The organism is Nostoc sp. ATCC 53789, assembly GCF_009873495.1.
Classification (GTDB): Bacteria; Cyanobacteriota; Cyanobacteriia; order Cyanobacteriales; family Nostocaceae; genus Nostoc; species Nostoc muscorum_A.
In genome coordinates this window covers 1,505,985-1,521,040 of the sequence record NZ_CP046703.1, presented here as the reverse complement: position 1 = coordinate 1,521,040, position 15,056 = coordinate 1,505,985, and the positions used below count along the sequence as shown (strand labels likewise).

Below are 15,056 nucleotides of genomic sequence, written 5' to 3'. Positions count from 1 at the left end.
AGGTTGGGTGGAGTGAAACGCAACCCAACACTACCGCCTTATTTATGTTGGGTTACGCTATCGCTGCACCCAACCTACAAAACTATGCTTCTCAAGATAGACGAGGTTTAAATAACGATTTAAACAGCATTAAGGAAATAGAGAAATGTTGAAAGTTTTTGCTGATAGAGGTGGTACATTCACAGATATTGTTGCCGTTACTAATAATCAGGCAATTATAGACAGACTTTCAAGACATCCTGAACGTTTTTTAATTGTTTCCCTACCTAAAAAGCAATGGATTATAGTTTACAAGCTACTTTCAGAAAATCCTGAACAATATCAAGATGCAGCCATCCAAGGTATACGGGATATTATGGGTATTTCCAGTAACGAACCCATTCCTACTGAAGCGATAGAAGTTATAAAAATGGGGACAACAGTAGCAACAAATGCGTTGTTAGAACGGAAAGGAGACAGAGTTGTTCTGATCATCACCAAAGGTTTTAAAGATGCGCTGCGAATTGGCTACCAAAACCGTCCTAACATCTTTGCCCGTCATATCGTTTTACCAACTATGCTTTATGAGCAGGTGATTGAGATTGATGAACGTTATGATGCTCATGGAAATGAATTAATACCTCTAGATATTCAACAAGTCAGAAATGACTTACAAGCAGTTTACCATACAGGAATTCGGAGTTGTGCTATTGTTTTTATGCACAGCGATCGCTATCCCAAACACGAACAACAAATAGCCAAAATCGCGCAAGAAATCGGCTTTACCCAAATATCTGTATCTCATCAAGTTAGTCCGCTAATGAAATTAGTTAGCCGAGGAGATACAACAGTAGTTGATGCTTATTTAACTCCGATTCTACGCCGCTATGTCAACCAAGTAGCGAGTCAGTTACCTGGAGTCAAATTAATGTTCATGAAATCTGACGGCGGTTTAGTCGCAGCCGAACAATTTCAAGGCAAAGATAGTATTTTGAGTGGCCCGGCTGGCGGTATTGTCGGTGCAGTACAAACTAGTAAAAGAGCAGGTTTTGAGTTAGTTATTACCTTTGATATGGGAGGGACAAGTACAGATGTCGCCCACTTTAAAGGAGAGTATGAACGACAACTAGATTCAGAAATTGCTGGGGCGCGGATGCGAGTTCCCGTATTAGCAATTAATACCATTGCGGCTGGAGGCGGTTCAATCCTCTTTTTTGATGGTTCTAGTTATCGTGTCGGCCCTCAATCTGCTGGTTCTAATCCTGGGCCTGCTTGTTACCGACGCGGAGGGCCATTAACGGTTACTGATGCCAATGTAATGTTAGGCAAAATTCACCCACAATATTTTCCCTCGGTTTTTGGAATTGATGGCAATTTACCTTTAGATAAAGATACTGTCATTCAGCAATTTACCCAATTAGCCCAAGATATTCAAAGTGCGACATTAAATCATTGTACTCCCGAACAGGTAGCGGCTGGATTTATTGCGATCGCAGTGGAAAATATGGCGAACGCAATTAAAAAAATAAGTCTGCAACGAGGTTATGATGTCAGCCAATACGTGCTTTGTTGTTTTGGCGGCGCAGGCGGACAAGTTGCTTGTTTAATTGCCGATACCTTGGGAATGAAAAAGATATTTCTTCACCCTTATGCTGGTGTTCTCTCTGCCTACGGAATGGGATTAGCAGATGTCAGGGCGATTAGAGAAAGAGGAGTAGAACAGCCTTTAACTCAAGTATTAATCCCTAAATTACATCAGTTAATGGAATATTTAGAAACTCAAGCTAGAAGTGAAATAAATGAAGCTAATTATCAAACAGAAATAGTCCAAAAAGTAAACTTAAAATATGAAGGAACTAACTCTAATTTAACCGTTACCTTTGCCGATGATATGGTATTGATGCGGCAAGAATTTGAGAATGAACATAAATCACGTTATGGTTTCATTCAATTAGAGAAAACTTTAATTGTTGAATCAGCCTCGGTAGAAGTAATTCAGAAAATGAAGACTCCTGAAGAACCATTAATTACTCGTACACGTTCTCTAGTTGAAGCCCCCGAAGCCGTTGAAGTAGTAAGGATGTTTACTGCTGATAGATGGCATGATACGCCTGTTTACCGACGAGAAGATTTGCAACCAGAAGATAGTATTAATGGGCCTGCGATCGTTGTTGAAAAAATTAGCACAATTGTAGTTGAGCCTAACTGGCAAGCAAGATTAACTGAATATAATCATTTAATTCTACAATTTATAGACAAATAGGAATAAAAATGTACACAGTATCTCAACCAGATCCCATTCGTTTAGAAATATTCAAAAATCTATATCAATTTATCGCCGAGCAAATGGGAATTGTGTTACAAAACACGGCTACATCTGTGAATATCAAGGAAAGGCTAGATTTTTCCTGCGCTATTTTTGAATCATCGGGATTATTAGTAGCAAATGCCCCCCATATTCCCGTACATTTAGGTTCTATGAGTGAAAGTGTTCGCAGTTTAATTAACGATAAAGGCGACACCCTAAAACCAGGAAATGTCTATCTATCTAATAACCCTTATAACGGCGGAACCCATCTTCCTGATGTCACTGCAATTACCCCTGTTTTTTTGGAAAGTAGTGAAAATAATCCATGCCCAATGGCCCATGCCCAATGCCCCATGCCCCTATTTTTTGTTGCTTCTCGTGGACACCAAGCAGATATCGGTGGGATTACCCCCGGTTCAATGCCTCCTCACAGTACCACAGTAGAAGAAGAAGGAATTCTTTTTGATAATTTTCTCTTGGTTGAAGATGGCTGTTTCCGAGAAGTCGCAGTAAGACAGCATCTTTCAAATCATATTTATCCTGCTCGTAATCCTGACCAAAACATTGCTGATTTTAAAGCACAAATTGCCGCAAATGAACGAGGAGGACAAGAACTTTATAAAATGGTTTCACAATATGGAATTGAAACCGTTCAAGCTTATATGAAGTTTGTGCAAGCTAATGCTGAAGAATCAGTCAGAAAGGCTATCAACCTTCTCAAAGATGGCTCATTTAGTTATGAGATGGATAATGGGGCAATAATTAAAGTAAAAGTGAAAATTCATCAAGAAAGCCGCAGTGCTACTATTGATTTTACTGGAACTTCTGAGCAACTAAATAGTAATTTTAATGCTCCGAAAGCTGTAACTCAAGCAGCAGTATTGTATGTCTTTCGGACTTTGGTTGATGATAATATTCCTCTGAATGCCGGGTGTCTTAACCCTCTAGAAATTATTATTCCGGTTGGCTGTATGCTGAACCCAATTTATCCAGCAGCAGTGGTAGCGGGTAATGTCGAAACTTCTCAAACAATTGTTGATGCTTTATATGGCGCTTTGGGTGTGATGGCTGCTTCTCAAGGAACGATGAATAATTTTACTTTTGGTAATGAGCAATATCAATATTATGAAACTATCTGTGGCGGCTCTGGAGCAGGAATTGATTTTGATGGAACTGATGGCGTTCATTCTCACATGACTAACTCCCGTTTGACCGATCCAGAAGTTTTAGAAACCCGCTATCCTGTACTTTTAGAAAGCTTTAGCCTTCGTCCTGATAGTGGTGGGAAAGGGCAATATTCAGGTGGTAATGGAGTTGTCCGCCGCATCCGTTTTTTAGAACCTATGACAGCTAATATTCTTTCTGGACATCGAGTTATTCCTCCCTTTGGATTAAATGATGGACAAGCCGCAATTGTTGGACGCAACTGGATACAACGTCAGAATGGAATTGAAGAAAATTTAGACAGCACAGCAACAGTAGAGATGAAACCTGGAGATGTTTTTGTGATAGAAACTCCTGGAGGAGGCGGATTTGGTAAAGTCTCTTAGTACCAGTATTTTCCTGAATTGAAAGTTTCCAAATGTCATCGCTTGTTCTGAACTGTCTATTTCTCATATTGATTGGCAAAAGATTTTACCTGTAATAACACTTATCAATCCAAATTCGCATTTCTTCTTCAGAACCAAAACAGGCAGAGCGCCCTGTCATCGGATCGTAGGCGTGCCAAGAAGAAATGTGACCACGCCAGTCTGATTCGTGCCACACTTGGAGGTCAGAACCACTAGCCATCCAAATGACAAAATTTTGCCAATATTTTTGTAAATTTAACAAAAAATTAAATTTATTCATAATGAAAGCACCTGATAAACAGTGAACTATACTTTTACTTTCACGTAATACTTTTCAACTGAGAAGGTACAGTTTTGGCAGATTTGATCTAGTACAGTTAAGCCGTATTCCAACTGGTATAGTCAAAAAACTCTCAACTGTACTAGGTAAAGTTGGTAGAAATAGTTTATATTGCCAGTATTGATGATTATTTAGTCATTGACGAGTGCGCCAAAATGAACATTTTATTAGAACGGCAATCACCAAAACCGATTTATTTGCAGATCCGCGATCGCATCAGTCATCTGATTAAATCTGGCGCACTCAAAAGTGGCGATCGCCTCCCTTCAATTCGCTCTCTGGCAGAAAGTTTACAAGTTAATAAACTCACGGTTATTGAAGCATATAACGTTTTAGAAGCAGATGGGATTGTTTCTGCTCGTCAAGGTTCAGGATATTTTGTCAGTAGCATTCCTCTTAAAAGCACCAACCTAGAATCTAAATTCGCTCCAGCCCAAAATGTCATAATTACAAAACCAGGAAAGTGTTCTTTTTATGAGATGTATACTCCACTGGTACAAGCACAGACACAGCCAGGAATGATTAATTTTGGCTACGGTTATCCTCGTCCACCAAAAGATATTAACCTCATTGCCAGACGAGCGCTAAGACAAGATGATGCTGATATTTTCTTTCCTCATGAGATGCCGCAAGGACAACTAACTCTGTGTAGACAAATTGCTCAGATGTTAGTACATCAAGGATTAGAGGTTTTTCCAGAAGATTTAATTATTACTAATGGCTCTCAGCAAGGGTTGTCATTAGCGATGAATTATTATGTACAACCTGGTGATTGGGTGATTGTGGAAGCTCCCACTTATTATGGTGCAATTTCTATTTTAGAAAACTTAGGAGCTAAGATTATTGGCATTCCCATGACTGCGGAGGGGATGAATTTAGATTTATTAGAGCAATATCTTCGCAGCCACCGCCCGAAATTAATTTATACAATTAGTACTTTTCACAATCCAACAGGATTGACGACAACACAAAATCATCGTCAACAATTACTAGCATTAGCAGAAAAATATGAGTGCCCTATTTTGGAAGATAATGCTTATGAAGGAATAAATTTTGATGCTGTGCCAGCCCCAATTAAAGCTTTAGATAAAAATAACTTAGTCACTTATTTAAGCACTTTTTCTAAAACTTTAATGCCTGGTTTACGAGTTGGCTATATGGTAGTTACAGGTAAGCATTATCAAGCAATTATTGAGCAGAAGTTGCTTCATGACTTGCACACATCCAGTATTTCGCAAACAATAGTTAGCGAATATCTCGCTTCAGGACATTACCGCCGTCACCTCAGCCGACTTCGCACAGATAATCTGCAAAGTCGTAATATAATGCTGCAAGCTTTGGAGCGTTATTTCCCTGAAGAGATCCGGTGGACAGTTCCCACGGGTGGATTATTTCTTTGGGTACAGTTACCAGATGATATTCCGATTGGGATAATTCGTAACGAAGCTTTTGCAGAAAATGTTTACCTGGCGTGCGGTTCGGCATTTTTCCCCGATAAGCAAGGTTATCCGGCGATGCGTCTAACTTTTTGTCTCTCGCCAGAGGAAATTGAGCAAGGTATTTCGATTGTGGGTAAGTTGCTGAAAAAGTATATTTCTAGAGGATGTGTAGATACAGAGCGGCTTGTTGTCAAAAACCGTATATCTAATTATCAACCTCTGGTTTACAGTTCATAGGTTACGCATGGATAATTCTTGGCCATTCTGGAGCAGAATCAATTAACTTCGGCAGCAGATGAATAAATGTTTGAAGAGGTACTTTCTGTAATTTAAGCGATCGCTATCAGCATAATTCCTTTCATCCCTTCGCCATTGAAGCCGGAAACGCTTATTTGCTAAGATTTCCAGTGCAACAACATTAAAACAGGGCAACTTCTCATCACCATGCCAACATCTACAATTGACGATAAAGACGCAGCAGCAATCCAAGCCGCTAAAGTTGGGGTTGCTATATGCGATCGCACCGCCTGGGGACGTATCAAAGTAGCTGGCGACGATCGCCTTACTTTCTTACACAACCAAAGTACTAACAATTTCCAAATACTCAAGCCAGGACAAGGTTGTGATACGGTTTTCGTTACTTCTACAGCTAGAACAATTGATTTAGCAACCGCCTATGTTAGAGAAGATGCGGTAATCCTGCTAGTTTCACCCAACCGCCGCCAATATCTCATGGAATGGCTGGATAAATATATTTTCTATGCCGACAAGGTGGAATTATCTGATATCACAGAATACACCAACACCTTCAGCCTCATTGGCCCAGGAAGCGACGCTGTTTTAGAAAAATTGGGTATTGGCGAACTCATCGGGCAACCTTACGGTAATCACCATGTATACACGATCGCTCCGGCTGAGGGAGTGCGGATTGCTGTGGGTAGTGGGTTAGCGGCTCCCGGATACACCTTCACTTTTCCTTATACTGACAAATCTTCGGTGTGGAACAAATTGTTAGAAGCTGGGGCGGTAGAGATGAGCGATCGCGCTTGGGATGCTTTGCGAATCTTACAAGGCCGCCCCGCCCCAGATTCCGAACTCACAGATGATTACAATCCTCTGGAAGTTGGTTTGTGGCAAACAATTTCTTTTACTAAAGGTTGCTATATTGGGCAAGAAACCATTGCTCGGTTAAATACATATAAAGGTGTAAAACAACACCTTTTGGGTATCCGCCTCAATGCCCCTGCGTCAGTAGGAAGTGCGATCGCAGTGGGAGACGAAAAAGTTGGCAAACTTACCAGTTACACAGAAACGGCTGATGGTTATTTTGGACTAGGTTACATTCGCACCAAAGCTGGTGGCGTAGGCTTAAAAGTCCAAGTGGGAGAAACTGAGGGTGAAGTCATAGAAATCCCCTTTGTTTCTCACGAGTACCCATAAGTAATTCAAGTCAAAATATCTTCTTCTTTATTCCTAGTGCCGTAACAAAATTCATCTACCCAAGAAGCTAAACTACGGGCATTAGTGGTTGGTAAATTCACTTTGCTTTTAACATCTTGTGGTTGAATATTCGCTTGCTTGCCGCTACTTTTAACCTCAGTAGTAATTGCTAGCGATCGCACTGGTTTACCATTACTGTTAATCTCAGTGGTAATTGCCAGCAATGCCCCTACAGGGATTCGGATAGATGGCGCGTTGCTTTTAACCTCGCTAGCTAACGCCACAGATGGCATAGTTTTGGCTTTGCTGTTGGCTTCAGCAATCATTGTCAGCGATGATGTTCCTGAAGGAAAACGTTCAAGGGGCGATGTCTGACGAGAAGCTGCAAAGTCGCTACGTACTGATTGATATTCGTTCAAGAAACCCGATGATGGCGTTTTCACCGGAGTATCTGGAGCAATTTTAGTAGTAGATGCAACTACTAACTCAGGTTTAGGGGTGCGATCTATCTCTGTGGTAGCCGTAAATAATGGCGCAAGGCGATCGGCGCGTGACAAGTTGGAGTCTAGAGTCTTGGCAAGAGAAGTAGGCACAATTTTGCTAGCAGTTACAATCGATGATAGATGTTTATCCTCAGAATGCTTCTCATCTGGCGACTCGATTTCAGCTTGGCTTATAGCTATAGAATGCTCTAAACGTAACTCTTCATCAGGATTAAAGTTAAGACCTAAAGCGGCAATTATTTTATCTGGATCGTTATTCAGATCCAGCATAAAAGCAAGTATTTCATCAAACTGGGGTTCTAAAACAGACAGTGTTGCCAAAATAAAACCGGACAAAGGACGGCGCAGACCATCGTAAGTCCCCCAAATTCGCATTTTGACTAGCCAAGAAATATTTTGCTCGTAGTAAACAAGCCAGTTTTGTTTTAAAGATTGACGCAGCTGTTGGATATTCATTGGATGCCTCGCTTCAGTCAACAAGATTACAGACCCTGATATGAATGGCACGCTTGAAAAGCTGAAACCTCCTTGCTGGAAGGGTGTGGGAGGTGTGGGAGGTGTGGGAGGATGGGGAAGAAGTCTTACCCCCCACACTCCCCACACTCCCCACACTTCCCCCACTCCCCACACTCAAAAAGCAAGTTATATCAGGGCTTTGCGATTAACAAGCGTGCCATTCGACCCTGATATTGAAAATTTAGCTTTCTTTCTGGGGATGAAACCGATAATAGAGCATCTGTTTGACTCTTTGACCACCTAGCAAATGATTTTCTATCAGTAGAGAGACTTCATCGGGTCGAACACCGCTATACCAGACCATATCGGGTAATACCAGCACCATTGGCCCATTACCACATTGTCCCAAACAGCTGCTAGCCGTTACTGTTACATCAGGAATCAGCAAAGCTGTAAAAGCTGCAAAAACCTTGGCTGCACCTTGCTTTTTGCAGGTGCGATTTTGGCAAACCCGCACACATTTAGAAGAAGAGGGTTGGTCTATTGTCGAGAAGTTTGATGGTTGAGTTGTCATTTGTCCTTTGTCCTACCCTACGGGAAGCCGCTGGCGCGTCTATGTCATTTGTCATTCGTCAGTTGTCCTTTGTCAGTTGCCCTTTGCTAATGACTAATGACCAATGACTAATGACTAATCTATAGAAAGTCCTTTTGAGGCTAGCCATTCAGGGTTGAATATCCGCGACTGATACCGGGAACCACTATCACACAAGATGGTAACAATGGTATGTCCTGGGCCCAACTGCTTTGCTAAGGCGACAGCTGCGCCAACATTAATACCCGTTGAGCCGCCCATTAACAGCCCATCTTTCCTCAGCAGTTGGTAAACTACCCGTAAAGCTTCTTTGTCATCGATTTGGATGGCATCATCAGCAGGTGCGCCTTCCATATTGGCTGTGACACGACCATTCCCGATGCCTTCGGTGATGGAATTTCCTTCTATATTGATTTCGCCGGTTTTGACATAGCTATAAAGTGCGCTACCCAGTGGATCGGCAACAACGCATTTAACTGCTGGATTTTGTTCTTTTAAGTACAACGCCACACCAGCATAAGTACCACCAGTACCAGTTGAAGCTGTCCATGCATCTATTTTACCATCTGTCTGTTTCCAAATTTCCGGCCCTGTGGTTTCGTAGTGGGCATGGCGATTGGCTAGGTTATCAAACTGATTCGCCCAAATAGCATTTTCCAACTCAGCAGCGACTCTTCCAGATAGCTTGACGTAGTTATTTGGGTCTTTGTAAGGTACAGCAGGAACGCGACGGACTTCTGCGCCTAATGCGATCAGTGCGTCTATTTTTTCTTGTGATTGGGTATCGGGAATAATAATTAGGCATTTGTAGCCTTTGGCGTTGCAAATATGCGCCAGTCCAATGCCAGTATTACCAGCAGTTCCTTCTACAACAGTACCACCGGGTTTGAGTAAACCTTTCTTTTCCGCATCTTCAATGATGTAAAGTGCGGCGCGGTCTTTGACGGAACCGCCAGGATTGAGAAATTCAGCTTTTGCGAGGATTTCACACCCTGTTTCTTCACTGAAGCTGTTTAAGCGAATCAGGGGTGTGTTGCCAACAGCGCCGACGAAGCCATTTTTAATATCCATTTTGACTATACCTGTGTGAGTATCTATAAAAATTTTGGCTTATAGCGATCGCATTTCCCCACTCGGCAATCCAATAATAATCATAGTTACCTAAGCGATCGCATCTGACAGTGTGATATTGAGGGATTGCATAAGCTGGTTATATTGTCGCCAATTAATTTTAGATTAACGCGATCGCATTTCCCCTTATCTCTCCACCTCAAATTGACTACGGTCAAACAACCACCCATCGCCGACAATCTCCTCTAGACGTTGATTGAGTCGGGGGAGAAAATATTCTGGATCATTTCGCCGTTGCTGAGTAAACCAATTACCAAACGCTTCCTCTGTTTCAATTCCTTGGGCACTTGCCGCCCCTGATATAATTTTGACACTATGCTCTTGAAGTTCCTCTAACTGGGGATGACCTTCACCTCGAAGTTTGCAAAAGAACATTGCCGTTGCTCCTAACACAGCTTCTAGTTCATCGCCTTGAGGCACTCTATTATATAAAGCACTGATTAACCGAATGGTTTGTCCTAAAGGTGCTTGAATTCTCAGCGTCAACCAGATTGCTTGAGCTAGGTAAACCAAACCGTTACTTTCATCTGTTACGCCTAAATTACTCAGAGCTTTTACCAAATTACCGTATGCACTTATTTGTGCAAGTATGGAAGCAACTTGCTCGTAGAGTGCGATCGCTTTTGGGATGTCCCCTTGTTGGCGGAATACCCCTGCCATGTTGTTGAGGGTAGTGGCTTTACCTTTGACATCGCCAATCTGCTCAGATATTTCCAAGGATTGCTCCCAGAGTGCGATCGCTTTTGGGATGTCCCCTTGTTGGCGGAATACCCCTGCCATGTTGTTGAGGGTAGTGGCTTTACCTTGGACATCGCCAATCTGCTCAGATATTTCCAAGGATTGCTCCCAGAGTGCGATCGCTTTTGGGATGTCCCCTTGGTCGGCGAATACCCCTGCCATGTTGTTGAGGGTAGTGGCTTTACCTTGGACATCGCCAATCTGCTCAGATATTTCCAAGGATTGCTCCCAGAGTGCGATCGCTTTTGGGATGTCCCCTTGGTCGGCGAATACCTGTGCCATGTGACCCAGGGTAGCGGCTTTACTTTGGACATCGCCAATCTGCTCAGATATTTCCAAGTCTTGCTCCCAGAGTGCGATCGCTTTTGGGATGTCCCCTTGTTGGCGGAATACCCCTGCCATGTTGTTGAGGGTAGCGGCTTTACCTTTGACATCACCAATCTGCTCAGATATTTCCAAGGATTGCTCCCAGAGTGCGATCGCTTTTGGGATGTCCCCTTGTTGGCGGAATACCCCTGCCATGTTGTTGAGGGTAGCGGCTTTACCTTTGACATCGCCAATCTGCTCCTTTATTTCCAAGGATTGCTCCCAGAGTGCGATCGCTTTTGGGATGTCCCCTTGTTGGGCGATTTGCAATGCCATGTTGTTGAGGGTAGCGGCTTTAAGTTTGACATAGCCAATCTGCTCAGATATTTCCAAAGATTGCTCCCAGAGTGCGATCGCTTTTGGGATGTCCCCTTGTTGGGCGATTTGCAATGCCATGTTGTTGAGGGTAGCGGCTTTAAGTTTGACATAGCCAATCTGCTCAGATATTTCCAAAGATTGCTCCCAGAGTGCGATCGCTTTTGGGATGTCCCCTTGGTCGGCGAATACCTGTGCCATGTGACCCAGGGTAGCGGCTTTAAGTTTGACATAGCCAATCTGCTCAGATATTTCCAAAGATTGCTCCCAGAGTGCGATCGCTTTTGGGATGTCCCCTTGTTGGGCGATTTGCAATGCCATGTTGTTGAGGGTAGTGGCTTTTTCTTGCAATTCCTCTTCAGGGCAAAGGTCTAAAGCTTGCTGAAAATGGGCAACAGCCTCTTGTACAAAACCCAAAACCTCTTCAGCACGGGCGACTCTTGCCAAGATGCGGTAATCCTGAAAAACTGCCAGAACTTGCTTACATAACTTCAAAGCTTCCACAAAGCGGGAATTGTTTACCCAACTGCTTGCAATCCTATCTCCAACGCTGACAGCAATTTCCTGCTCATTTGCCAGCAGTCCCAAACGTACAATTTCCAGTCCTTCTGCTTCCGTGGGGTTGTGATTCTCCTCCCACCAAGCTTGATGTATTTTCCTCACCGCTTGCTGTCGGGCTGCTTGCCATTCTTCCTGAATCAACACTTTTTCTAGCAACGATTCTAAAATTGTCGTCACCCGATAATTAGCTGGCTGGGTGGGGTGAGTGGTGGCAGATTCGACTAAGCTGAGGCTGACAAGCTTTTGCAGAGAAGCAAGAGAGGGGGAGATGGCGTTAATGATTTCAATATTAACGGGCAGATGAAACACACTCAAGCGTGCGAGAAACTTTTGTTCTTCCGGTTCCAAAGCATCCAGCAGAGTTTGTGCCAAAATATCTTCGCGGAATTTCTGCTCAGTCGCCTCCAGCCGATTCAGTAATTCATCCGCCGCTATTCCTGGTTGCTGAATCACCTCTAACAGCCACTTCAGCAAGCGGGGATTACCATCAGCAATGTGGATAATTAGCTGAGTTCTTAACTGCTGCCTAACTTCCTTATGTAAAGGAAAACAGATTTTATCAATATCACTACTGCTCATCCCTGCCAAAGATTCCAAGTGCAGGCGGTGGGGTGGCAAAGTGTCTTCTTTCAAATAGCGACAGGTGACAATCAGCCGACTTTCTGCCCCGTTTTCCTCCAATGCCGCACAAATCGCCCTTAAAATTTCGTAAGCCTCTGCCGTCATCCGCAATGAGCCATCCTCAATATTAGCTGTGGGGATATTTTGCTCAAAGTCATCCAGCACCAGCAGCAAAGGTTGGTTGTGAATGTTTTCTATTGCTTCAAAAAAGTTTTGCAACCGCCCTTTAAGAGACACTTTTGGTTCGTTCAAAAGTGCGGGCACATCTGCAAACCGCTCATATTTATTAGAAAGCTTATTCAGCAAACCTTCCTCATCCAGAGGGCCAATCACCACGACTCGCGCAAAATTAGAACGCTGCATTTGCACCCGCGTACATAACCGCGCCGCCAGGGTACTTTTGCCCAGTCCCCCCATCCCGGCAATAAACACGCCGATTTGGTCGCTGGTTTCCTGCAAAGCCTTGAGACACCGTTGCAAAGGTCGCCTCCGTCCCACAAACTCAAACCGACTGGCAACTTTAACTTGATTATTCTCATCCAGAAATTCTTGCTCTGGCGCTGTGAACTTCAGCCTTTCACGATTTTTTGTTCTCAGCGCTGTCACCAGTTCTGCAATGGGGCGCGTATCCCGATACATCCGCAACAGATGCCAGTCGGTGCATTCTTTCTCAATCATCTTCTGCTGCGCCGCTTTGACTGCTTCTTCAACAGTTGCCCCCGTCGCCAAAGCTTGATAAAGTGCCTGTGCCGCTACAATACCCGTGCGGTCATACACCGGACGCGCCCAGCCTAAAACTATACCTGCACCCGCTTTCACCAATACCTGCGCCATCGAGGGTACTGTCCCTTTGTTAGCAACCTGTCCCGTATGACAACCAGAGAGAAAAGTTACACGCGGCCAGCGTCCACGAAAGGCTTTAGCTAAATCATTGACGGTAGTAAGTTGCATATTCCCCACCTCATCCTCAGTGATGAAGCAGGGGGTATTGTTTTCCAGTTTTGTACCTTTTGGCAGCAAATAGCTGTAGCTTTGCTGGGTATAAATTATCCCGTGTCCCGTAAGGTGAAAGACATCAAAATAGTCTTCTTCGTAGGATTTCACCAAATTGGCTAACTCTGCAACCGAGCCGCTTTCCTCGACAATCAACGCCAAAGGCTGATCCTTAGTTGCTTGCAAAATGTTCGCTTCTTCCCGCTCAAACCCTAGTGGTGGAACTCTGGGATCTTCAGGAGAAGTCGCCATAAACAGCAACCGCAACGGGCGATTTTGCACGCCAATCACTTGGGTTTGACGCTGCTGCACAGAACGCACTGGTAACACGGAAAGATTCTGGCGTTCTATTAAAAACCCTGCACCATCATGTAGCAATTCCCAAGGCAAATGTGCCAATCCCAACGCTACCCGTTCTGTTTCAGGGTTTAATCCCTGTGCTTCGCTGGTTTTAATTAAATCTAAAAGAATCGTTTGCTCATCTGCTTCATCCAGTGCCCTTCTCAACCATCCTTCTTTACCATCCAGCCATTGATAAAGTTGCCGTCCCAACTGAGTGAGATAAGGTAGATAATCTTTTTGTTGAGCATAGTAATTTTGCTCACACAAATCAATCAGCTCTGCCAACTGTGCTTTATCCAAGCGGCGTGAACCATAATCACAGCGCAGTTCAAAAGTTTGCTGTTGACTGAGGGCAAAGGCAAAGTTTAGCGGCATGGTTTGCAAGGGTAGATTGCACAATAACCTTCACCGTATTATCAGTAAATTCAATCGTCAACAAAGCCAATGCCTTAATGGTTATCGGCGATAAGCTGGTACAGATCGCGTGACTGGCGAAGATACTGCATTGATGCGATCGCAGTTTAACTATAAAATCAGGACAGATGGGGACAAATCTGTGCTGTTGTTAAGGCTGTGGCTGTATTGATTGTTATATTCGTTCAGAACACAAGTCTATTCTGTCAGAACACAAGTTCATTCAGCCAGAACACAAGTCCATTCTGTCAGAACACAAGTCTATTCTGCCAGAACACAAGTTCATTCTGTCAGAAAACAAGTCCATTCTGTCAGAACACAAGTCCATTCTGTCAGAAAACAAGTCCATTCTCAACGATTTCTTGTCTAGCATCGTGCAATTACTGAGCTAGCAATCCAATCTTATTTAAAAAAACACCTCTTTTTGCAAGCTTTACTGAACCGCTACATTGTCCCATTGAGACACTCTAGAAAGATAAAGTTTAGTAAAAAGCATAGATTGATGCCACGCAAACAAAGAAGCTCTTCCGTGCTAGAAAAAACCGAAAAGCGAGTAATCGGATTTAAATCGATTGATTCCAGCCTTGACTTTGGTGATTCTATCAGTTTAAACAATTTAATCCAGTTAACCGGACAACTCCGCAGCCAGATCGACCAGTATAATATGATGCTAACTGCCCTTGATTCGGCAAAGGCAAAAATAGAAACCCTTGAAAAGAGCATTTGCGAAACCTCAGAACGCTTAGTTAGTGGTGTGGTGTCGAAATATGGCAAAGATAGCCGGGAATACGAAATGACAGGCGGGGTACGCAAGAGCGATCGCATTCGTAAAGCCACCATCACCCGGTTAAAATCGACCGCAGACTTAAAAGCAACTTCTAAACAGACGGCATAACCATGTAGAGACGTAGCAATGCTACGTCTCTACATGGGTTCTGGGTAACGCA

The 15,056-nt window shown here is 43.4% G+C and carries 10 protein-coding genes; 5 read left to right on the top strand and 5 right to left on the bottom strand.

All coding sequences use genetic code 11. The features are described 5' to 3' along the window. Positions 1 to 145: 145 nt before the first annotated feature. Positions 146 to 2,242: a hydantoinase/oxoprolinase family protein gene (locus GJB62_RS06090; RefSeq protein WP_114085704.1), complete on the top strand. Its 2,097-nt coding sequence runs from the start codon at positions 146 to 148 to the stop codon at positions 2,240 to 2,242. A gap of 8 nt (positions 2,243 to 2,250) precedes the next feature. Then, on the top strand, positions 2,251 to 3,837 hold the full coding sequence (locus GJB62_RS06085) for a hydantoinase B/oxoprolinase family protein (protein ID WP_114085705.1): 1,587 nt from the start codon (positions 2,251 to 2,253) through the stop codon (positions 3,835 to 3,837). Positions 3,838 to 3,922: 85 nt separating this feature from the next. On the opposite strand, the gene GJB62_RS06080 is transcribed toward GJB62_RS06085, so the two are convergent. Further along, complete coding sequence (locus GJB62_RS06080) at positions 3,923 to 4,138, bottom strand: hypothetical protein (RefSeq protein ID WP_114085706.1); 216 nt, start codon at positions 4,136 to 4,138, stop codon at positions 3,923 to 3,925. Positions 4,139 to 4,353: 215 nt separating this feature from the next. Here GJB62_RS06080 and GJB62_RS06075 point away from each other — a divergent pair, with 215 nt between their 5' ends. Beyond that, complete coding sequence (locus GJB62_RS06075; protein ID WP_114085836.1) at positions 4,354 to 5,874, top strand: PLP-dependent aminotransferase family protein; 1,521 nt, start codon at positions 4,354 to 4,356, stop codon at positions 5,872 to 5,874. Between the two features lie 207 nt (positions 5,875 to 6,081). Beyond that, entirely contained in the window at positions 6,082 to 7,077 is a 996-nt protein-coding gene (locus GJB62_RS06070; RefSeq protein ID WP_114085707.1) for a folate-binding protein YgfZ, read from the top strand. Between the two features lie 5 nt (positions 7,078 to 7,082). Here the strand turns inward: GJB62_RS06070 and GJB62_RS06065 are convergent, their stop codons facing one another. The 4 genes from GJB62_RS06065 to GJB62_RS06050 all read right to left on the bottom strand — a co-directional run bounded on the left by GJB62_RS06065 (position 7,083) and on the right by GJB62_RS06050 (position 14,070). Continuing rightward, positions 7,083 to 8,036 (bottom strand): DUF5331 domain-containing protein, encoded by a 954-nt coding sequence (locus GJB62_RS06065; RefSeq protein ID WP_147262592.1) that lies wholly within the window; start codon positions 8,034 to 8,036, stop codon positions 7,083 to 7,085. A gap of 241 nt (positions 8,037 to 8,277) precedes the next feature. After that, positions 8,278 to 8,610: a (2Fe-2S) ferredoxin domain-containing protein gene (locus tag GJB62_RS06060; RefSeq protein ID WP_114085709.1), complete on the bottom strand. Its 333-nt coding sequence runs from the start codon at positions 8,608 to 8,610 to the stop codon at positions 8,278 to 8,280. 114 nt (positions 8,611 to 8,724) lie between these two features. Then, entirely contained in the window at positions 8,725 to 9,699 is a 975-nt protein-coding gene (locus GJB62_RS06055; protein WP_114085710.1) for a cysteine synthase A, read from the bottom strand. A gap of 186 nt (positions 9,700 to 9,885) precedes the next feature. Next, positions 9,886 to 14,070, bottom strand: coding sequence for a tetratricopeptide repeat protein (locus tag GJB62_RS06050; protein ID WP_159402459.1), 4,185 nt, complete (start codon positions 14,068 to 14,070; stop codon positions 9,886 to 9,888). 541 nt (positions 14,071 to 14,611) lie between these two features. Between GJB62_RS06050 and GJB62_RS06045 the strand changes: the two genes are divergently transcribed. Next, entirely contained in the window at positions 14,612 to 15,004 is a 393-nt protein-coding gene (locus GJB62_RS06045; protein WP_114085712.1) for a hypothetical protein, read from the top strand. Positions 15,005 to 15,056 lie beyond the last annotated feature (52 nt).